The organism is Phocaeicola sp. HCN-40430 (assembly GCF_037890285.1).
In the GTDB taxonomy this organism is placed as follows: Bacteria; Bacteroidota; Bacteroidia; order Bacteroidales; family Bacteroidaceae; genus Phocaeicola; species Phocaeicola acetigenes.
Window position 1 is genome coordinate 1 of the sequence record NZ_JBBKBS010000025.1, and the last position, 20,382, is coordinate 20,382.

A 20,382-nucleotide genomic window follows, 5' to 3' on the forward strand; every position below is an offset into this window, starting at 1 on the left:
ATATATCTTAAAAGTACAGCTCAGCAAAAATTCTTGCTGAGCTGTACTTTTTAAATATATTACTTTCTTATGCTTAATCTGGGGTGTAGTAAATCATTTTTTTAGTCATTCCTCCGTCTATTACGATATTTGCCCCATTGATAAAGTCGTTTTCCGGTGCAGAAAGAAACAATACCATTCTTGCAATGTCTTCCGGTACACCTACTCTGCCAGAAGGATGCTGTTTGTGGTCTTCTTCGGAGAGCATTTCGTAGTCGGAATATTGTATCCATCCCGGACTGATGGCATTTACAGTAATAGGAGTATCTGAAAGGGAAACACACAGAGTGTTTGTAAGTGAGACCAATCCACCTTTGGAGGCTCCATAAGCTTCCCAGTTGGCTTCATTCTGATGCCATCGGGTAGAGGCTATGTTGATGATTCTACCGTATTCCATCCCTTTGTTGGCTTCTATAAATTGTTTGCAGCACATAAAACTTCCGTAAAGATTGGTATCTATGACTTTACGGAATTCTTCTGGGGTGATGTCGGATATACTTTTGGAAAACTGACTAATGGCACCGTTGTTTACTAAAACGTGTACTCCTCCGAAATGCTGTACCGCGTATTCGAATACCTTGCAGATATCTTCGTATGAACAGAGATCTGCTTTTTGGAAGTGTATGTCGCTATTTCCAAACTCTGTTTCTGTTATGTCTACCGCAACGACCACGTATCCGTTGTCTGCAAACATTTGGGCAATTACCTTCCCAATCCCGCCAGCTGCACCTGTGACGATTGCGATGTGTTTTTTATGATTCATGCTGTGCTTTTAAAATTATAGAGTAAATGTATGAAATATTTTATAGTATAAAAAATACTGCCCAGAGATTTTTGTGAGTACTTTATTTCTACAAAACCCTGGGCAGTGTTATGTTTGATTATCTTCCTTGTCTGTTTTTCAGATAGCCATGATTATTTATATTCAAATTCCACCACATTGCTGATATCTGCAGATGAAGAGGATATATAAGCCTTAAACTTTCCTGGTTCGGCTATCCATTGATGCTTCTTGTCATCAAAGAACTGTAGATGTTGAGGCTGAATAGTAAAGACAATTTCTTTTTCTTCTCCCGGTTGAAGCTCTACTTTTTTAAAGCCTTTCAATTCTTTTTTCGGGCGGAGTAAATAGCACTTTTCGTCCTCGATATACAATTGAACTGTTTCTTTTCCTGCCAATGCTCCTGTATTTTTTACTTTAACTGATAAAGAGAGTGTTTCATTTGCATTCATCTTTTTGGCAGACAAAACCGGTTTGCTGTATTTGTATGTGGTATAGCTTAATCCGTATCCAAACGGGAAAAGCGGTTTTATTTTCTTGGTGTCGTGCCATCTATATCCCACTAATATGTCTTCTTTATACTCTTGCTTGATACTGTCTCCCGGGTAGCTCATCTCGCCATACAAATGTGCCGGACAATCTTCAAGTTTTACAGGGTAGGAGAAAGGTAGTTTTCCACTGGGATTTACTTTGCCAACCAGTACATCGGACAAAGCATCACCATTTATAGAACCTAAATACCAAGACTGTACAATAGATGGTACTTTCTTAACCCACGGCATTTCAACGGCATTTCCACTGATTATAACTGCAACTACATTGGGGTTGGCTTCTACGAGTGCTTCAATCAGTTCATTCTGGCAGTAAGGAAGTCCGTAGGAAAGGCGGTCGGTTCCTTCGCTGTCTTGATAAAGATTCTTGTTCAGACCGCCAATAAAAATAACCAAGTCTGCCTGCATGGCTTTTTCTACTGCATCATTTCTTAAAGAATCAATCGTAGACTGAGGTATTTCATCTACATGTCCATACATCTGACGCCCTGCACTATATCCCTGGGCATACATTATCCGGTCGCCAAACTTCTTTTTCAGTCCGTCTAAAGGTGTGATATTCTTTTTAGGTTTTAGTTCCGATGAACCTCCTCCCTGCATCAGGTTACGTGTTGCATTATCTCCTACCACTAATATTCGTTTGTAAGAGTCGGTTGCAATAGGTAGTAAAACCGGGTTCTTTTTGGTTGCATCGTTTTTCAATAATACAATACCTTCTGTGGCTATCTGATAAGCAACTTTTTCATGAGCTTCATTCGCTAATGATCCAAAAGGTTTCTGACGGTTCATTGCTGTGCGGAAAATCAGTCGCAAGACGCGGGCTGCCTTATCATTGACTACACCCATTGGTATTTTTCCTTCTTTTACCATTTTCAGGTAGTTTTTCCCTAAATAATAGTCGTCATAGCCGAATTCAGATTCAGAAGTCAGCCCATTTGTATAAGAACCCATTTCAATATCCAAACCATACATCGCAGATTCATAAGTGTCATGGGTCGCTCCCCAGTCGCTTATTACACATCCGTCAAATTCCCATTCGCCTTTCAGTATATCGTTATTCAACAGTTTATTATGAGCTGCATGCATACCACGCACTTTGTTATAAGCTCCCATAATGCTCCATGCACCACCGCGTTCTACTGCTGCCTTAAATGCCGGTAAGTAGATTTCATACATTGCCCGGTCGCTTACTTGTACGTCGATATGATTACGCCAGACTTCCTGATTATTAATTGCATAATGTTTTACGCAAGCTGCTATGCCAGTCTTTTGAAGTTCCTGGATATAAGGAACGCACATTTCGGAAGCTAAATACGGATCTTCTCCCAAATATTCGAAGTTACGGCCATTAAGTGGAGTACGGTAAATATTTACGCCTGGGCCTAATAATACATCTTTTTTACGGTACAGCGCTTCTTCTCCGATCGCTTTTCCATATAGGGCTGCCAATGAGGGGTTCCAGCTGGCGGCTAAACAGGTGAGAGCTGGAAATGCTGTACAACTGTCGTTGGTCCATCCTGCATAGTTCCAGTCGTTCCAATTGATTTCGGCACGAACTCCATGAGGACCGTCACTCATCCAGAGTTCTGGAATGCCTAAACGGGGACATCCTGGAGAGCTAAATTTACTTTGGGCATAACTGAGTCTTGTCTTCTCTTCCAGTGTCATCCGTTGTAACGCATCTTGTACTCTTAGTTCCAAAGGTTGTTTGTCATCCAAATAAACCGGGATATCCGTTTTATTTTGTGCTTTTAGCAAGAACAATGTGTTAAACACCCCGATGAGAATAAAAATCTTTTTCATAGAAATGGTTTAATTTTTTATTGAGAACAGTATTTACAAATTGTTTAAGGTGTGATTGGTTGTTTGTAGATTGGGTTATTCTCGACTTTATAAATTTTAATCAAACAAGTCGCAAAAGAATATCCAATCGTCTTTGTTATAAACTGTGTGTAAGTTATAGAAAAAATTATAAAACCCAATGGAGGAGAGGAGAAAAACATTTCTTTGAGTGATTTTACTTTATCAAAGTAAGCATTATGTAATAGTTCTGCTGTGATGATAAAACCTCTTACTCTTTTACCTGTAGAAAAAGCACATCTTTCTCCATTTACTGTGAGTACAATTTCTATTGATGCCGTACCATCTTTTCTAACTCTGCTATCTCTTATGGCAAAGAGAATAGAAAATGAACTTCTTACCATAGTTTAATCATTTAAAATTAGACATTGGGAAGTCCTTTAAAGTATGATATATCTTTCTGTGTATTAGGTAGATGAATCGATTTTTGCGACCACTTTTGGAAAAATGGGAAAATGGTCGCAAATTGGTCACAAAATATCCTCTTTTTAGTCCATTTTCAAGGATAATCAGCCACTTCTTAACCTTAGAAAAACAAGTCTGCTACAAGTGATATTCTGTTTTAATTTCAGTATCTATTTACAACCATTTGCAAGAAGAAAAGCAGGCGAGAAGTGATAAATCATCTTCTTCCATTTATGCGGTGTATATAAAATAAAAATCCCCATAACTTATAGAGTTACAGGGATTTATTATCTTGATTAAGTATAAATTACTTGCTCAAAGCAGTAGCAACGTCAACTGCACAAGCTACTGTACAACCTACCATCGGGTTGTTACCGATACCCAGGAATCCCATCATTTCTACGTGAGCAGGAACTGATGAAGAACCAGCGAACTGAGCATCTGAGTGCATACGACCCATAGTATCTGTCATACCGTAAGAAGCAGGACCAGCAGCCATATTATCTGGGTGAAGTGTACGACCTGTACCACCACCTGATGCTACTGAGAAGTAAGGTTTACCTGCAAGAACACGTTCTTTCTTGTAAGTACCTGCAACTGGGTGCTGGAAACGAGTCGGGTTAGTAGAGTTACCAGTAATTGATACATCTACGCCTTCGTGCCACATGATTTTAACACCTTCGCGAACATCGTCTGCACCGTAGCATTTAACTTTAGCACGAGGACCGTTTGAGTAAGCGATTTCACGTACAACTTTCAATTCACCTGTATAGTAGTCGAATTCAGTCTGAACGTAAGTAAATCCGTTGATACGAGAGATGATCTGAGCAGCGTCTTTACCCAAACCGTTCAAGATACAACGCAAAGGTTCTTTACGTACTTTGTCTGCTTTTGCAGCGATTTTGATAGCACCTTCAGCAGCAGCGAAAGATTCGTGACCTGCCAAGAATGCGAAACATTTAGTTTCTTCGCGAAGCAACATAGCAGCCAAGTTACCGTGGCCGATACCTACTTTACGGTCGTCAGCAACTGAACCTGGGATACAGAATGCCTGCAAACCGATACCGATAGCTTCAGCAGCTTCAGCAGCGTTTGTACAACCTTTCTTCAATGCGATAGCAGTACCTACTACGTAAGCCCACTTTGCATTTTCGAAGCAGATTGGCTGAGTTTCTTCACAAGTTTTATAAGGATCAAGACCATACTGTTCGCAGATAGCGTTAGCTTCTTCGATGTCTTTGATACCGTTAGCGTTCAAAGCAGCAAGAATCTGTTTGATACGACGGTCCTGGCTTTCAAATTTTACTTCTCTAATCATATGTTCTTTCCTCCTTATATTATTCGTGACGTGGGTCAATATGTTTAACTGCACCTTGTTCTGCTGTGAAGCGTCCGTAAGTACCTGTTACTTTCTTCAAAGCTTCGTTAGCGTCTGTGCCCTTTTTGATCTCATCCATGAATTTGCCCAGATGAACGAATTCGTATCCGCAGATTTCATCGTTTTCATCCAAAGCGATAGTTTTGATATAGCCTTCAGCCATTTCAAGGTAACGAGGACCTTTAGCCAAAGTACCATACAATGTACCTACCTGGCTACGCAGACCTTTACCCAAGTCTTCCAGACCTGCACCAATCATCAAACCACCTTCAGAGAAAGCTGACTGAGTACGACCGTATACAATCTGCAAGAACAGTTCACGCATTGCTGTGTTGATTGCGTCGCAAACCAAGTCAGTGTTCAATGCTTCCAAAACTGTCTTACCTGGAAGGATTTCAGATGCCATAGCAGCTGAGTGAGTCATACCAGAGCAACCGATAGTTTCTACCAATGCTTCCTGGATGATACCTTCTTTTACGTTCAGAGTCAGTTTACAAGCACCCTGCTGAGGAGCACACCAACCGATACCGTGAGTCAAACCTGAAATGTCTTTGATTTCTTTTGATTTCACCCATTTTCCTTCTTCTGGAATTGGAGCCGGACCATGATTAGGTCCTTTTTTTACAACACACATGTGTTCAACTTCGTGTGAATAAGTCATATTCTTTACGTTTTTATTAGTAATAAAAAATAAGTATTTCGTAAACCACGAGATTAAAGATTTTATTCCTTAATCTGCACGCAAAGTTAGTCGTTTTATTTAGTTCTGCAACGGTGTAAACCAAACTTTTTACTACAAATTAAGGATATTTTATCTGAGTGCCTGCTTTTGTAAGGTGTAAATGACAAAATGTTTTTTTCTCTTTCCGAAGAAACCCTTATCTTTGTGTGCATATAAAAAAGCATTGTAATATACCTATATACAGGTAATAATATTCAGGTAATTATGAATAATGATAAGATTAGAGTAAAAGACGAGGCTTTACAGCGTGGAGCGGAAGCTGGAATGGATGAATTTTTGAAAGTGTTTACCGATAAATATCTGGAAATTACAGGAGGAGTGATTAATGCCGAAACTATGCCCTTGCTCAACGGGTATCAACACTCTTTGTTAGGGTATCATTTCTTTCGTGAAGAAGTTCTGGAAGGAGGGTTCATTCAATTAATACAAAACGGATATGGTCCTTATATTTTCGATAATCCTTTTGCCAAAGCAATGCGTCTGTTTGGAGCTAAAGACTTTTCTAAACTGATATATGATGCAAAGAAAATATATGATGCACATCGTGAAGATTTGGAAAAAGAACGTACAGACGAGGAGTTTATGGCTATGTACGAGCAATATGAGGCTTTCGACGACATAGAAGAGGCTTACATGGAGATGGAAGAAATGGTTACTGCTACGATTGCTGAGTACGTAGACGAACATCTTGAACAGTTTGCAGAAATAGAAAAATAATGTTAAAATAAGAATGGGGATGCAGTATTGTTTCTTTTCTTTTATTTCTCTTGTAAAATATAATTTAACAATATAAAGACAAAGTTTATGAAAAAAATGAAATTCGTGGTTGTTATGGCGGCTTTTGCGGCTTCTTTGGGGATTACTTCTTGTTTGGATACCTCAAGTTCGGGAGGTACGGGTACATTGACATGGCCTTTTAAAGTAGACTATGATATTATGACAGGTAAGACAATCTTTGTCGATGAAGCTGACAATGAGTACATACCTACTACCACTGTGACTGTTTCTGGAGAAAGATCGGATTTGGCGATGGTCTCTTTCTCTTATGATTATGAACAGTTTGCTGCTCAGGGAGATAGAAAAGATATTACAGTGATAGGGACTCCGGAATATCTTCCAGAAGGTGAAGTAAGCGATAAGGCAATACCGGAAGAAGGAACCGTTTCTCTTTCAGGATTCAATACTCGAAGTGTGTTGATTTGGGGGTATAACGACTATTTGATCTTGAATCCATTGTTTTATCTACACAAGTCAACTGTAAGTGAAACATTGGATACTGAACTGAAGAATCATAAATTCACTCTTTATTATGATGCAGCAACAAAGGCTGAAAATGATGTGATGAAATTGAAGCTTCGTTATCAGATTTTAAATGTAGAAACAGAAGATGCACTTGCCGATTATACAATGTCTTATTCGTATTGTTATGAGTATTTTGATTTGCGTTCGGCAATCAGAGCTTATGAAACTTTAAACGGTACTTATCCGAAAAAAATAGAAGTTGAATACGAAACTGCTTCTACTTATGTTCCAACAATGGATTCTAAAAAGAAAAGTAAACAAACATATGTTTGCGAAATGCGAGCTCAGGAACAGGCTGAATAATATATCTGAAACTGTATAGAATACATTTGAGCATGTTTTCTATATGATATATTAAAAGAACATTTAGTATGGAAAATCAGATAAAGAGAGGAGAAATTCTTTCTTTATCTGATTTTTTTATTGTTTAAGGAGATGTGACCGGCTTGTCTTGTTGTGGTGGTGGAGGATGTAGTCGCAGGAGTGAAATAATCTTTAATCCTGTCTGTTTTTCAAAAGTTTCATTATAAAGCCTCTCGTATATTTTCTTCTTTTTTGTATTTTTGCATTTCATACATTTAACAGGAAAGGAGAATTACATTGAGTTATAAAGAAATATTTCAGCGTATTATACTATTGTTGTCAGCGCCTGCAAAGGCGTGGAACGAAATAGCCGAACGGAAAGAGGGGAGACTGGTAATGCCTAATTTCGTCTATCCGATGATTGGCTTGTGTGGCTTGTCGGAGTTTGGAGGTGCATTTATCGGGAGAGAGTTTAGCCCCGATGTATTTCAGATTGCCTTGACACAGTGCTGTGCACTGGCTGTAGCTTTGTTTGGAGGCTTCTTTTTAGCTGCTTATCTGGTAGATAAGATAGGACGCCGTTGGTTTGACCGTGCAGACTCGTACGATAGAATACTGGAGTTTGTGGGATATTCTATGGTTGTGACTTTTGTATTGGATATTGTCAGTGGGCTTTTCTCTATCATGCTGCTGCATTGGATTTTGCAGATTTATACCATTGTTGTCGTGTTTGAGGGAGCGAGACAGATGCTGAAAGTGGCGGAAGATAAACTGACAGGTTATACGGTGGTAATGACCTTGATAGTATTGGTTTGTCCGGCAATTATTGAATTTGTATTTACTAAGTTATCTATAATATTGAACTGATGAAACCTACTGCAAGTAATATTAATATAAAAAATAAGCGTGCTTCGTTCGATTATGAATTTATCGATACCTATACGGCAGGTATTGTGCTGACAGGTACGGAAATAAAATCAATCCGTCAGGGAAAAGCCAGTCTGGTAGATACATTCTGTTTTTTTTCGAAGGGTGAATTGTGGGTGAAGAATATGCACGTGGCCGAGTACTTCTACGGTTCGTACAATAATCATGCAGCTCGTCGTGATCGTAAGTTGCTGCTTACCAAGAAAGAGTTGCGTAAGTTGGAGCGTGGTACACGGGAAACAGGTTTTACTATTGTCCCCACTCGTTTGTATATCAACGAAAAAGGACTTGCCAAACTGGTAGTTGCCTTGGCAAAAGGTAAAAAACAGTACGATAAACGTGAGTCTTTGAAAGAAAAAGATGATAAGCGCATGATGGACAGAATGTTCAAACGATAGTTTATTGTGCCATATATATGATTTTTTGATTTTATAGTTTTGAGAGTTTTTGAATTTGTGAAATGCGACAACAGATAAAAGAGCGTATCTTGGTGCTCGACGGAGCAATGGGTACGATGATACAGCAATACAACTTGACAGAGAGTGATTTCAGAGGCGAGCGTTTCAGAGAAATACAAGGACAGTTGAAAGGAAACAATGACCTGCTGTGCCTGACTCGTCCGGATGTCATTGAGGAAATTCACCGGCGCTATCTCGAAGCGGGAGCCGATATTATAGAAACCAATACATTCAATGCAACCCGTGTGTCAATGGCCGATTATCATATGCAGGCCTATTGCCGGGAAATCAATCTGGAGGCAGCTCGTCTGGCACGACGTCTTGCCGATGAATACACCCAAAAGAATCCGGAGAAGCCACGCTTTGTAGCAGGATCGGTAGGTCCTACCAATAAAACCTGTTCGATGAGTCCCGATGTCAACAATCCGGCTTTCCGTGCTCTGACTTACGATGAACTTCTGGAGGCGTATTGTGAACAGATGGAGGCTCTGATTGAAGGAGGAGTAGATGCTATTCTGATTGAAACCATATTCGATACCCTCAACGCCAAGGTGGCTATACAGGCAGCCGAATTGTCTATGCAGAAAATGGGGCACAAGCTTCCTCTGATGCTGTCGGTTACGGTTTCGGATATTGCCGGACGTACTTTATCCGGACAGACACTTGATGCCTTCCTCGCATCGGTACAGCATGCCGATTTGTTTTCTGTAGGATTAAACTGCTCGTTCGGTGCCAGACAGCTGAAACCATTCTTAGAACAGCTGGCCAAGCGTGCTCCTTATTATATCAGTGCTTATCCTAACGCCGGATTGCCTAATAGTTTGGGACAATACGACCAGTCGCCCGAGGAGATGGCTGCCGAGGTGAAGGAATACATTGATGAGGGGCTGGTCAATATCATAGGTGGATGTTGTGGCACGACCGAAGAATATATCGCCCGTTATCAGGATTTGATAAAGGATGCCAAGCCTCATATTCCGGCTCCTGAACCACAGTCGTTGTGGCTGTCGGGACTGGAACTTCTGGAGGTTACTCCCGAAATTAATTTTGTCAATGTGGGAGAGCGATGCAATGTAGCGGGTTCGCGTAAGTTCCTTCGTCTCATCAACGAGAAAAAATATGAAGAAGCACTTTCTATAGCCCGTCAGCAGGTAGAAGATGGTGCGCTGGTTCTTGATATCAACATGGACGACGGTCTGCTTGATGCTGCCGAAGAAATGACTACTTTCCTGAATCTCATTGCTTCGGAACCCGAAATAGCCCGTGTCCCTCTTATGATAGATTCTTCCAAGTGGGAAGTAGTACTGGCCGGTTTGAAATGCGTACAGGGGAAATGTATTGTCAACTCCATCTCGCTGAAAGAAGGAGAAGATATCTTTATAGAGCATGCCCGTACAATCCGTCGTTACGGAGCAGCAGTCATTGTAATGGCATTCGATGAAAAAGGACAGGCGGACACCTTTGCACGCAAGATAGAAGTGTGCGAACGTGCTTATCGTATTCTGACCGAAAAAGTCGGTTTTGCTCCTCAAGATATTATTTTCGACCCCAATGTGCTGGCTGTAGCTACGGGGATTGAAGAACATAATAATTATGCCGTCGATTTTATTCAGGCTACCGGATGGATCCGAAAACATTTACCCGGTGCACATATTAGCGGAGGGGTAAGTAACCTTTCGTTCTCGTTCCGTGGAAATAACTATATCCGCGAAGCAATGCATGCGGTATTTTTGTATCATGCTATCCGTGAGGGAATGGATATGGGTATTGTCAATCCGGCTACATCGGTATTGTATACTGATATTCCAGCCGATGTACTGGAGCGCATAGAAGATGTAGTGTTGAACCGTCGTCCCGATGCAGCCGAACGCTTGATAGAAACGGCTGAGCGTTTGAAGGCAGAAAAAGAAAATAAAGATACTTCTGCAGCTGTTGTCAATCATCTGAAATGGCGTGAGGGTACTACGGTAGAGGAACGCTTGCAATATGCATTGGTAAAGGGGCTGGGCGATTTTCTGGAAGAAGACTTGCAGGAGGCTTTGAACCGCTATCCTAATGCAGTGAGCATTATCGAAGGTCCGCTTATGGCGGGTATGAATCATGTGGGTGATTTGTTTGGCGCAGGAAAGATGTTTCTCCCACAGGTGGTGAAGACTGCCCGTACCATGAAGAAGGCAGTGGCTATTCTTCAACCGTATATTGAAGCCGGAAAGCAAGAGGGCGCACGTAGTGCAGGAAAAATTCTGGTTGCTACGGTAAAGGGTGACGTGCATGATATAGGAAAGAATATTGTATCAGTGATAATGGCATGCAATGGCTATGAAGTGATTGATCTTGGAGTAATGGTGCCGGCTGAGCAGATTGTAGAAACTGCTATTCGTGAGAAAGTGGACATTGTAGGTTTGAGCGGGCTGATTACGCCGTCGCTCGAAGAAATGGTGCATGTAGTGTCTGAGATGGAGCGTGCCGGACTGGATATTCCGGTGCTTATCGGAGGGGCTACTACATCCAAACTGCATACCGCACTGAAGATTGCTCCGGCTTATCATGCACCGGTAGTGTATATGCGCGATGCATCGCAGAATGCTTCTGTAATGGCCAAGTTGCTGAGCCCGGAACAATGTCCGGCTTTTGTGGAAGAACTGCAAAACGAGTATCGTGAACTTTGTGAGAAGAGTGGAAAGAAAGTCGTAAAGACCGTTTCACTGGAGGAAGCACAGAAAAATAAACTGAATCTTTGGGATTAAAGCAGGAGGAGGATAGGATATGACGATGCAGATACGCTTGGCTGAAGCACACGATTTGGACAGGCTGATGGAGATATTCGAGGCGGCCCGTACTTTTATGGTATCTGTCGGAAATGCTCATCAGTGGATAAACGGTTATCCGCAGCGGGAACTGATTGCCGGGGAAATAGCTGCTTCGCATTGCTATGTGTGTACGACAGAGTCGGGTGATATTGTGGGTACTTTCTGTTTTATACAGGGTCCCGATCCTACTTATGCGCGTATTGAAGATGGAAATTGGCTGGATGAAGAACCGTATTATGTTATTCATCGTCTGGCTTCCGATGGGGCGTATCGTGGAGTAGCAGCTCAATGCATAGACTGGTGTCGGAACCGTTCTGCCAATTTGCGTGTCGATACGCATGCAGACAATAAAGTGATGCATCATATTCTTGAGAAGCAAGGGTTTGTACGATGTGGCATTATTTATGTAGCCAATGGTACACCGCGTATTGCTTATCAGAGCCGGAAATATTCGGAGTAGATAAAGTGTTAATAATAAGAACCGTATCTCTTTAATACCCGTTGAGTGTTATATTCGGCGACGTCGTATGTACAGCCGGCGTCGCTGGCTGTGCAGTTGTCGTGGTCGGCCGGATATCCGGCGTCGTCGATTGTACCGCTGTTCAGTAAGCAGATTATTTTGCTCAAATACATAGCAGGGAGTTTATAAGCTCCTTTTATATAAGCCCGATTTTTTCGGGCTTTTTTTATGCTCTTGGTTAATAATTATTAATATGGAAATATTTTCCTGTGGAAATTTTTGTATCTCGCAATAATATTATTCCTTTGTGAAAAGTTTCCATTAGAAAATAATTACATTGTAAAGTTATGAAATATATTATCATTGGTGGGGTAGCAGGAGGAGCAACAGCTGCTGCCCGTATTCGCAGAAATACAGAGAATGCAGAAATTATTGTATTCGAAAAAGGTGCTTACATTTCGTATGCAAACTGTGGTTTGCCTTATTATATAGGAGGAGTGATTGAGGAGCGCGACCGTCTGTTTGTACAGACACCCGAAGCTTTTGGAAAGCGTTTTAATATCGATGTACGTACCCGTTCGGAAGTAATCGCTATCAACCCTGAACAGAAGTCGGTCACAGTACGTGCAGCAGATGGTTCTACTTATCAGGAAACCTATGATAAACTCTTGTTATCGCCGGGAGCTTCTCCGGTAGTCCCCCCTCTTCCGGGAATAGACAGTGAGGGCATATTTACATTGCGAAATGTATACGATACAGACCGTATTAAAAACTATATGCAGGAAAGACCGGTAAAACGGGCTGTCATAGTAGGAGGTGGTTTTATCGGACTGGAGATGGCCGAAAACCTGCATCATGCCGGTGCTGAGGTAAGTGTGGTAGAGATGGCCAATCAGGTAATGGCGCCGATTGACTATTCGATGGCTTCTCTGGTGCACGAACATTTGCAGGAGCAGGGAGTGCGTCTGTATTTGGAGCAGGCGGTTGAGGCTTTCGAAAAGACTGCTTCCGGAATATCTGTCAAGTTTAAGTCGGGAGTATCGGTGGAGGCCGATTTGGTGCTTCTTTCTATCGGAGTGCGTGCCGAAACTCGTCTGGCGGCAGAAGCTGGTTTGAAGTTGGGCGAGATGAAGGGTATTTATGTAGACGAGTACTTGCAGACGTCCGATGAGTCTATCTATGCAGTAGGCGATGCTATCGAATATCCTCATCCTATAACCGGAAAGCCTTGGCTGAACTTCCTTGCCGGACCGGCTAATCGTCAGGCTCGTATTGTGGCAGACAATATGGTGTTTGGAAACAAAGTGAAGTATGAAGGTTCCATCGGCACTTCTATAGCAAAAGTATTTGAAATGACTGTGGCTTCTACAGGACTTCCTGCCAAGCGTCTGAAGCAGTTTGGCATACCTTATCTTTCGGCTACAATTCACTCTGGTTCACATGCAGGGTATTATCCGGGAGCTTTGCAGATGGATATTAAGATTACTTTCTCTCCGCAAGACGGCAGATTGTATGGTGCGCAGATTGTGGGATACGATGGGGTAGACAAACGTATAGACGAGTATGCACTGGTTATCAAACATCAGGGAACCGTATACGATTTGATGTCTTTGGAGCATGCCTATGCACCTCCTTTCTCCTCGGCCAAAGATCCGGTTGCCGTATCGGGTTATGTGGCAGGAAATATTTTGTCGGGAAAGATGACACCGCTTTACTGGCGTGAACTGCAGCAGACCGATTTAAGTACAGTGACGCTGGTCGATGTGCGTACTGCAGATGAGTTTGCTTTGGGAACAATCAAGGGGGCTGTGAACGTACCGCTCGATGAGCTGCGCTCTCGTATGGCAGATCTTCCAAAGGATAAGCCGGTATATCTCTTTTGTGGTGTAGGCTTGCGTGGTTATCTGGCATCGAATATATTGAAAGACAACGGATATAAGGATGTACGTAATCTGATAGGTGGTATCAAGACTTATAAAGCTGCTGTGACACCGGTAAATCCTCCTTCGGCATGTAGCGGAACTCATACTCAGACAGCTTCCGCACAGGCTCAACCGGTTGGTGAGAAGGTGGTGAAAGTGATAAAGGTAGATGCTTGTGGCATACAGTGTCCCGGTCCTATCATGAAACTGAAAAAGAATATGGAAGACTTGAGCGAGGGAGAACGTCTGGAGGTGACATCTACAGACATGGCCTTCCCGCGCGATGCAGAAGCGTGGTGCCGTACAACGGGACATCGATTTATCTCTAAAAGTTCGGAAAAGGGTACGTATAAAGTTGTGGTAGAGAAACATACTGCTCTGCCTGCTTCGAAGGAAACCTCATTGCCGGCAGATATGGGAAAAACTTTTATTGTCTTTAGTGATGATTTGGATAAGGTTTTGGCTACTTTTGTACTCGCCAATGGAGCAGCAGCTACCGGCAAGAAGGTGACTCTTTTCTTTACGTTCTGGGGACTGAATGCGATAAAGAAAGTACATAAGCCTCGTGTGGAGAAAGATATCTTCGGACGTATGTTTGGTTGGATGCTTCCGTCTCATTCCCGAAAGCTGAAACTCTCTAAAATGAATATGGGAGGCATGGGTACCGGTATGATGCGCTATATCATGCGTAAAAAAGGTATCGACTCACTGGAACAGCTTCGTCAGCAGGCTATCGACAATGGAGTGGAGTTTATTGCTTGCCAGATGTCGATGGATGTAATGGGAGTGAAGAAAGAGGAGTTGCTCGACAATGTGACGTTGGGTGGAGTAGCTACCTATATGGAGCGTGCAGAGCAGGCCAATGTAAATTTGTTCATTTGATTTTTTATGGAAAAAATAAAATGCATTTGTATTATGAGAGAGCTGTTTACGGCTCTCTCTGATTTAGAGTCTCGTTTGATGGATACTTACGGTGTTTCATTGAATGAGGCTATGGTATTGTGTAGTATTGGAAATGAGAGGGTATCTGCCGGTGTAGTGATAGAGCGTACCGGACTTTCTGCTTCGCATGCTTCCAAGGTGCTGGGAGCTGCAGAAAAGAAAGGTTTTCTGACTCGTGTGTTGGGTGAACAGGATAAAAGACAGATGTATTTTACCTTGACAGAGGAGGCGAAAAATGTGTTAACTCGTATCAAGGACCATGGGGTGGAAGTTCCCGATGTATTACTTCCTTTATTTAAAGAAGCCTGAGGGGTAAAAAGATGAAGAAGAAGTTTAAACTGGAAGTGCCGGGAGGAGCAGACCGAGTGCTGCTGCATACGTGTTGTGCACCTTGCTCATCGGCTATTATTGAGTGTTTGTTGCAGCACGGTGTACGCCCTACCATTTATTATTGCAATCCTAATATTTATCCGTTGCAGGAGTATCTTATCCGTAAAGATGAATGTACGCGTTATGCACAGTCATTGGGATTGGATATTGTAGATGCTGATTACAATCATGAGGCATGGCGCTGTGCGATGGAAGGATTGGAGAATGAACCTGAGCGTGGAGGACGCTGCTTGAAATGTTTTAAACTACGTCTGAAAGAAACTGCACGTTATGCACACGAAAATGGATTTTCTGTAATTACTACCACCTTGGCCTCGTCGCGCTGGAAGAGTCTGGAACAGATTAATGAAGCTGGACAAGAGGCTGTTGCTGCGTATCCGGATGTTATCTGGTGGGATCAGAACTGGAGGAAAGGTGGATTGAGCGAGCGTAGGATAGCTATCATTAAGGAATATAACTTTTACAATCAGCAGTATTGTGGCTGTGAGTTTAGTATGAGAAAAACAGAGATGCCGGAATCAAATTCTTTGTAATTTGTAGAATGTGAACGAGAGGGATATTGTCTTTTTGTAATTGAATAGTCAAATATTTGACTATTTAGGAAATTCGTACTACCTTTGCATCCGTTAAGAGAAAATTGAGTAATGAATAGAGAAGGAAGCGAATTTCGTGAACTTATGTTGCAGGTATTTCGTACCCGAATGGCTTTTCGTCGTTCTATGCAACGGACATTAAAGAAAAACAATGCCGGAATTACATTTGAGATGTTGCAGGTGTTGAGTAGTTTATGGCGCGAGCAGGGGATAACTCAACAGGTATTGGCAGAACGTACAGCAAAAGATAAGGCCTGTCTGACCAATTTGATGAATAACCTGGAAAAGAAAGGGTACGTATATCGTCAGGAAGATCCGAATGACCGGCGGAATAAACTGGTCTTTCTTACTCCGGAGGGAGAAAATTTTCGTGAACAGATTCGTCCGATATTGGACCAGGTATATGTGTATGCCGAACGTGCGATAGGATTAGAAGGAATCAGGACCATGATGTCGGAACTGAAAGCTGTATATGATGTACTTGAAAATAGCTAAAAAGGTATTGTGTGCAGCGATATGTTGTACTCCTACTATCGTGGAGGCTTCTTTACCTTCGGATTCTTTATTTCTTACACTCGACCGTCTTTTTGAATGGGGAGTTGAACATAATCTTCAGTTGAAGGTCGACCGGATTCAGCTGGAGATGGCAGAAGAACGTATCAAAACAGCTTCTTCCATGAAATTGCCGGACATTCAGATTGGTCTGAAGGGAGGTGTATTGGGGCAGCCTGTCGTCTTTGAACATGGTTTGTCTGATGCAACTTATCCGGATACACCGGATTGGTCACAGAATTATGCAGTGGATTTCACTCAGCCCTTGTATGAAGGTGGAAAAATCCGTTATGCGGTGAAAAAAGCCCAACTGGAACATCAAGCTGTATCTTTACAGACTGATGCACATCGTGCTGCATTGAAACTGGATTTATTGGAAAAATACATGTCTCTTTTCAGCTTATATAAACAGCATGAAATTTTGTCGCGCCAGATTGAAGAATCGGAACTGCGTTTGTTTGACATTCGTCGGATGAAACGTGAGGGATTGATTACGAATAATGATGTGCTTCGTAGCGAAATGCAACTTACACGCGACCGTTTGTCTTTGACTGAAGTTGAGAATAATATCAGGTTGTTTTCACAACAGCTTGCTATTTTGTTGGGTATCAGGGAAGATTATCTGTTAAAACCGGACACCTCTTTGTTTTCGATGCCTGTTTTGTTGGAGGATTATGAAGCTTATTGGGAAGAAGCATATCGGGAAGAACCTTCTTTGAAATGGCTTCGGAAACAGACTGAGTTGGCTAAAAATGAGGTGAAAGGAGTGCGTTCTGCATCGCTTCCTCAAGTATCTCTTTATGCATCAAATACATTGGCACGACCTATATCGCGTACAATGGCCGATTTGTATAATAATAACTGGAACATTGGTCTTTCTTTGTCGTATTCGTTGTCTTCGCTTTATAAGAACAATCATAAGAAGAAAGAGAGTCGGCTGGCTGTTTATGCTTGTCAGAATGAGGAGGAACTTCAATTGCAACATTTGCGTGTAGAGATTCGTACAGCTTATCTTCGGCATCAGGAAGCATTGAAGGAGGTGGAGGCTCTTCAGCTTTCTGTACGTCAGGCAGAAGAGAATTATCGTATTATGCAAAACCGTTATATGAATCAGTTGGCAATTCTGACCGATTTGTTGGATGCGAATACGGTACGTCTTAATGTGGAGTTGCAGCTGACCAATGCCCGTACACGGGTTATTTATACTTATTATCAGCTTCAGAAGGTTTGTGGAAGATTATAAAAAGAAGAATATGTCACAAGAGTTACAAGTTAAGCATAAGAAATTAAAGAAACTACGTTTACAAAATATATTGTTGAATATATTATGTATTGTTTTGGCCGTCTCTGGTTTATGGTGGACTGCAACTTATTTTTGGAAGTATATTAATTATGAAGTGACCAATGATGCTTTTGTAGATCAGTATGTGGTTCCTTTGAATATCCGTGCTACCGGTTATGTGAAAGAAGTACGGTTTAAAGAGCATCAGTATGTGCATCGTGGAGATACTTTGTTGGTATTGGATAACAGGGAGTATCAGATTAAGGTAAAAGAAGCAGAAGCAGCTTTGTTGGATGCCCGGGGAGCACAGGAAGTTCTGCACTCAGGTATTCAGACCTCGCAGACAAATGTAGCTGTGCAAGAGGCAAATATAGCTGAGGCAAAAGCTAAACTCTGGCAGTATGAGCAAGACTATCATCGCTTTGAACGTCTGCTGAAAGAGGAGTCTGTGCCAGAGCAGCAATACGAACAAGCGAAGGCTGCATATGAAGCTGCTCAGGCGCGATACGATGCATTGATTGGGCAAAAAAAGGCCGCATTGTCTCAGTATTCGGAAACCAGCAAGCGAACAACCAGTGCCCAGGCAGCTATCTTGAGAAAAGAAGCTGATGTAGATTTGGCTAAATTGAATTTGTCGTATACGGTATTGGTTGCTCCATATGATGGCTATATGGGAAGACGTACATTGGATGTTGGACAGCTTGTACAGGCCGGACAGGTAATTTCTTATCTGGTTAGGAGTGAAGATAAATGGATTACGGCTAATTATAAGGAAACACAAATCTCCAATATTTACATAGGGCAGGAGGTTCGTATAAAAGTGGATGCATTGCCAGGACGTGTCTTTAAAGGAAGAGTCAGTGCTATTTCGGAAGCTACTGGCTCAAAGTATTCATTGGTTCCTACTGATAATTCTGCCGGTAATTTTGTGAAAGTGCAGCAGCGTATTCCGGTGCGTATTGATTTGGAAGATGTACAACTTGAAGATATGCAGAAATTACGGGCGGGTATGATGGTAGAAACAGAAGCTTTACGTCGATGATAAAGATGGTTCAATTGGGACTTCCGGTAAGGAAGTGGGTACCTGACTGGCTTGCATTGGCAAGTGTGTTTATTGTGATTCTGCCGGTGACAATGCTGAATGGTTCGTATACAGGAAGCATGCTGGAAGTTTCGAATACGTTAGGTACAAATACAGAAGATATAACAATGGGGTATTATGCTGCTTCTGCCGGTATGGCTGTAGCATATCCTATTGTCCCTAAAATATTGGATAGTTTTTCTGCAAAGTTTCATTTGCTGTGTAATCTTGTTCTCCAATTTTTTCTCAGTTGGATTTGTGCCCGTTCGCAGAATGTGGATGTATTGATTGTGTGCAGTTTTGTGATTGGTTTCATGAAAGGTTTTTTGATGCTGTGGTTTATCCGTTATGCACAGACGATTTTCAGTCCTAAGAAGATTCGAAGTGAATTTTATTCTTATTTTTATCCTTTGGTGTATGGAGGAGGACAGCTTTCCATGGTACTGACTGCAGAACTGGCTTATCATTACAATTGGAAGTATATGTATTATTTTATGATGGCTTTATTGTTGCTGTCTATTCTGACTGTAATCGTTTGCTATCGTCATAATCGTCCTTTAAAATCCATCCCATTATCAGAGCTGCATATACGGGAAATGTTTCTTATTTCTGTGGCATTGCTGATGTTGATGTATGTGTTCAATTACGGAAAGGTATTGGACTGGATGGCTTCAGAAAAGATTCGCTGGTATATTGTAATAGCTCCTGTCTTGGTCGCTTTTTTCATTTGGATTCAGCGACATTCCCGAAAACCTTATGTAAGTTTGATGCCGCTTTATCATACTAAAACAATTATCGGATATTTCTATATGATGTTGGTCATGTTTTTCAGTACGTCTACTACTCTGCTTACCAACTATTTGTCCGTTATCTTGAAAGTAGATACGACACATACTTATTCTCTTTATATATTTTTGTTGCCGGGATATGTATTGGGGGCATTTATCTGTTTCTGGTGGTTTCGTTGGCAGCGTTGGCGCTTCCGTTTTCTGATAGCAGGAGGAATGGGATGCTTTGTTGTTTTCTTCGGAATTTTATATTTTGGAATTTCGCCGGATAGCACGTATGAAATGCTTTACTTTCCTGTCTTTTTACGTGGAGTAGGGATGTTGACGCTGATTATAGCTTTTGCTTTGTTTGCAGTAGAAGACTTGAACCCAAAGTTCTTATTGTCGAATGCTTTTTTTCTGATAATATTCCGCTCTGTTTTAACTCCTATTGCAGCTACATCTTTTTATAGTAATGTGCTTTATCATTTGGAGCAGAAATACATGTTTTCTTTGTCGGAAACTATGACGGAGGTGGATCCACTCTCTTCTATGAAATTTTCTCAGGCATTGACCAGTAATCTTTCTCAGGGACATGGATATATGGAGGCTACTCAGCTGGCTACTTCAACACTTTATACTACTTTACAGCAGCAAAGCTTGTTGTTAGCTTTAAAAGAAATGCTGGGATGGCTTTTTATTGTGACATTGGTGATTGCTGTGATATCACGCTTTATACCTTTCCATAAGACTATTCGTGTAACATTTGCTAAAACAGGAGATGATATGGTATAAACTTTTGTGATAAAAAAGTAAAGGTCGGTAAACTATATGTAC

18 protein-coding genes are annotated in these 20,382 nt (G+C 41.6%); 13 read left to right on the forward strand and 5 right to left on the reverse strand.

The features are described 5' to 3' along the window. Window positions 1-73: 73 nt before the first annotated feature. From WKU26_RS10545 to WKU26_RS10565, 5 genes are all read right to left on the reverse strand, one after another. A complete protein-coding gene (locus WKU26_RS10545; protein ID WP_340321969.1) occupies window positions 74-802 on the reverse strand; it encodes an SDR family NAD(P)-dependent oxidoreductase in 729 nt (242 codons plus the stop codon). A gap of 152 nt (window positions 803-954) precedes the next feature. Then, complete coding sequence (locus WKU26_RS10550; RefSeq protein ID WP_340321970.1) at window positions 955-3,174, reverse strand: beta-glucosidase; 2,220 nt, start codon at window positions 3,172-3,174, stop codon at window positions 955-957. 44 nt (window positions 3,175-3,218) lie between these two features. Then, the gene (locus tag WKU26_RS10555) at window positions 3,219-3,575 is read right to left on the reverse strand and encodes a hypothetical protein (protein ID WP_340321971.1); all 357 of its coding nucleotides are present in this window, start codon (window positions 3,573-3,575) and stop codon (window positions 3,219-3,221) included. Between the two features lie 368 nt (window positions 3,576-3,943). Continuing rightward, window positions 3,944-4,954 (reverse strand): GGGtGRT protein, encoded by a 1,011-nt coding sequence (locus tag WKU26_RS10560; RefSeq protein WP_340321973.1) that lies wholly within the window; start codon window positions 4,952-4,954, stop codon window positions 3,944-3,946. Window positions 4,955-4,973: 19 nt separating this feature from the next. Then, window positions 4,974-5,675 carry an iron-sulfur cluster assembly scaffold protein gene (locus WKU26_RS10565; RefSeq protein WP_154044054.1) on the reverse strand — a complete coding sequence of 234 codons (702 nt, stop codon included), beginning with the start codon at window positions 5,673-5,675 and terminating at the stop codon, window positions 4,974-4,976. A 285-nt stretch (window positions 5,676-5,960) separates the two neighbouring features. On the opposite strand from WKU26_RS10565, the gene WKU26_RS10570 reads away from it, so the two are divergent. The 13 genes from WKU26_RS10570 (at window position 5,961) to WKU26_RS10630 (ending at window position 20,340) form a co-directional block, all read left to right on the forward strand. Beyond that, window positions 5,961-6,473, forward strand: a complete 513-nt coding sequence (locus WKU26_RS10570) for a DMP19 family protein (protein ID WP_269878439.1) — start codon at window positions 5,961-5,963, stop codon at window positions 6,471-6,473. A gap of 87 nt (window positions 6,474-6,560) precedes the next feature. Further along, window positions 6,561-7,361, forward strand: a complete 801-nt coding sequence (locus WKU26_RS10575) for a hypothetical protein (protein ID WP_340321974.1) — start codon at window positions 6,561-6,563, stop codon at window positions 7,359-7,361. Window positions 7,362-7,658: 297 nt separating this feature from the next. Then, on the forward strand, window positions 7,659-8,228 hold the full coding sequence (locus WKU26_RS10580) for a Yip1 family protein (protein ID WP_340321975.1): 570 nt from the start codon (window positions 7,659-7,661) through the stop codon (window positions 8,226-8,228). Continuing rightward, window positions 8,228-8,686: an SsrA-binding protein gene (gene smpB, locus WKU26_RS10585; protein ID WP_340321976.1), complete on the forward strand. Its 459-nt coding sequence runs from the start codon at window positions 8,228-8,230 to the stop codon at window positions 8,684-8,686. The genes WKU26_RS10580 and smpB overlap by 1 nt, the downstream gene beginning before the upstream one ends. A gap of 62 nt (window positions 8,687-8,748) precedes the next feature. Continuing rightward, window positions 8,749-11,493: a methionine synthase gene (gene metH / locus WKU26_RS10590; RefSeq protein ID WP_340321977.1), complete on the forward strand. Its 2,745-nt coding sequence runs from the start codon at window positions 8,749-8,751 to the stop codon at window positions 11,491-11,493. 25 nt (window positions 11,494-11,518) lie between these two features. Next, window positions 11,519-12,016, forward strand: coding sequence for a GNAT family N-acetyltransferase (locus tag WKU26_RS10595; RefSeq protein WP_340321998.1), 498 nt, complete (start codon window positions 11,519-11,521; stop codon window positions 12,014-12,016). Between the two features lie 347 nt (window positions 12,017-12,363). Beyond that, window positions 12,364-14,820, forward strand: coding sequence for an FAD-dependent oxidoreductase (locus WKU26_RS10600; protein WP_340321978.1), 2,457 nt, complete (start codon window positions 12,364-12,366; stop codon window positions 14,818-14,820). A 6-nt stretch (window positions 14,821-14,826) separates the two neighbouring features. Beyond that, complete coding sequence (locus WKU26_RS10605; RefSeq protein ID WP_178266246.1) at window positions 14,827-15,189, forward strand: MarR family winged helix-turn-helix transcriptional regulator; 363 nt, start codon at window positions 14,827-14,829, stop codon at window positions 15,187-15,189. Between the two features lie 11 nt (window positions 15,190-15,200). Beyond that, window positions 15,201-15,803: an epoxyqueuosine reductase QueH gene (locus tag WKU26_RS10610; protein WP_340321979.1), complete on the forward strand. Its 603-nt coding sequence runs from the start codon at window positions 15,201-15,203 to the stop codon at window positions 15,801-15,803. A gap of 111 nt (window positions 15,804-15,914) precedes the next feature. After that, entirely contained in the window at window positions 15,915-16,358 is a 444-nt protein-coding gene (locus WKU26_RS10615; protein ID WP_178266244.1) for a MarR family winged helix-turn-helix transcriptional regulator, read from the forward strand. Then, window positions 16,339-17,658, forward strand: a complete 1,320-nt coding sequence (locus WKU26_RS10620) for a TolC family protein (protein ID WP_340321999.1) — start codon at window positions 16,339-16,341, stop codon at window positions 17,656-17,658. The genes WKU26_RS10615 and WKU26_RS10620 overlap by 20 nt, the downstream gene beginning before the upstream one ends. 10 nt (window positions 17,659-17,668) lie before the next feature. Next, window positions 17,669-18,739: an efflux RND transporter periplasmic adaptor subunit gene (locus tag WKU26_RS10625; RefSeq protein WP_178266243.1), complete on the forward strand. Its 1,071-nt coding sequence runs from the start codon at window positions 17,669-17,671 to the stop codon at window positions 18,737-18,739. Further along, window positions 18,736-20,340, forward strand: a complete 1,605-nt coding sequence (locus tag WKU26_RS10630) for an MFS transporter (RefSeq protein ID WP_340321980.1) — start codon at window positions 18,736-18,738, stop codon at window positions 20,338-20,340. Before WKU26_RS10625 ends, WKU26_RS10630 begins: the two co-directional genes overlap by 4 nt. Window positions 20,341-20,382 lie beyond the last annotated feature (42 nt).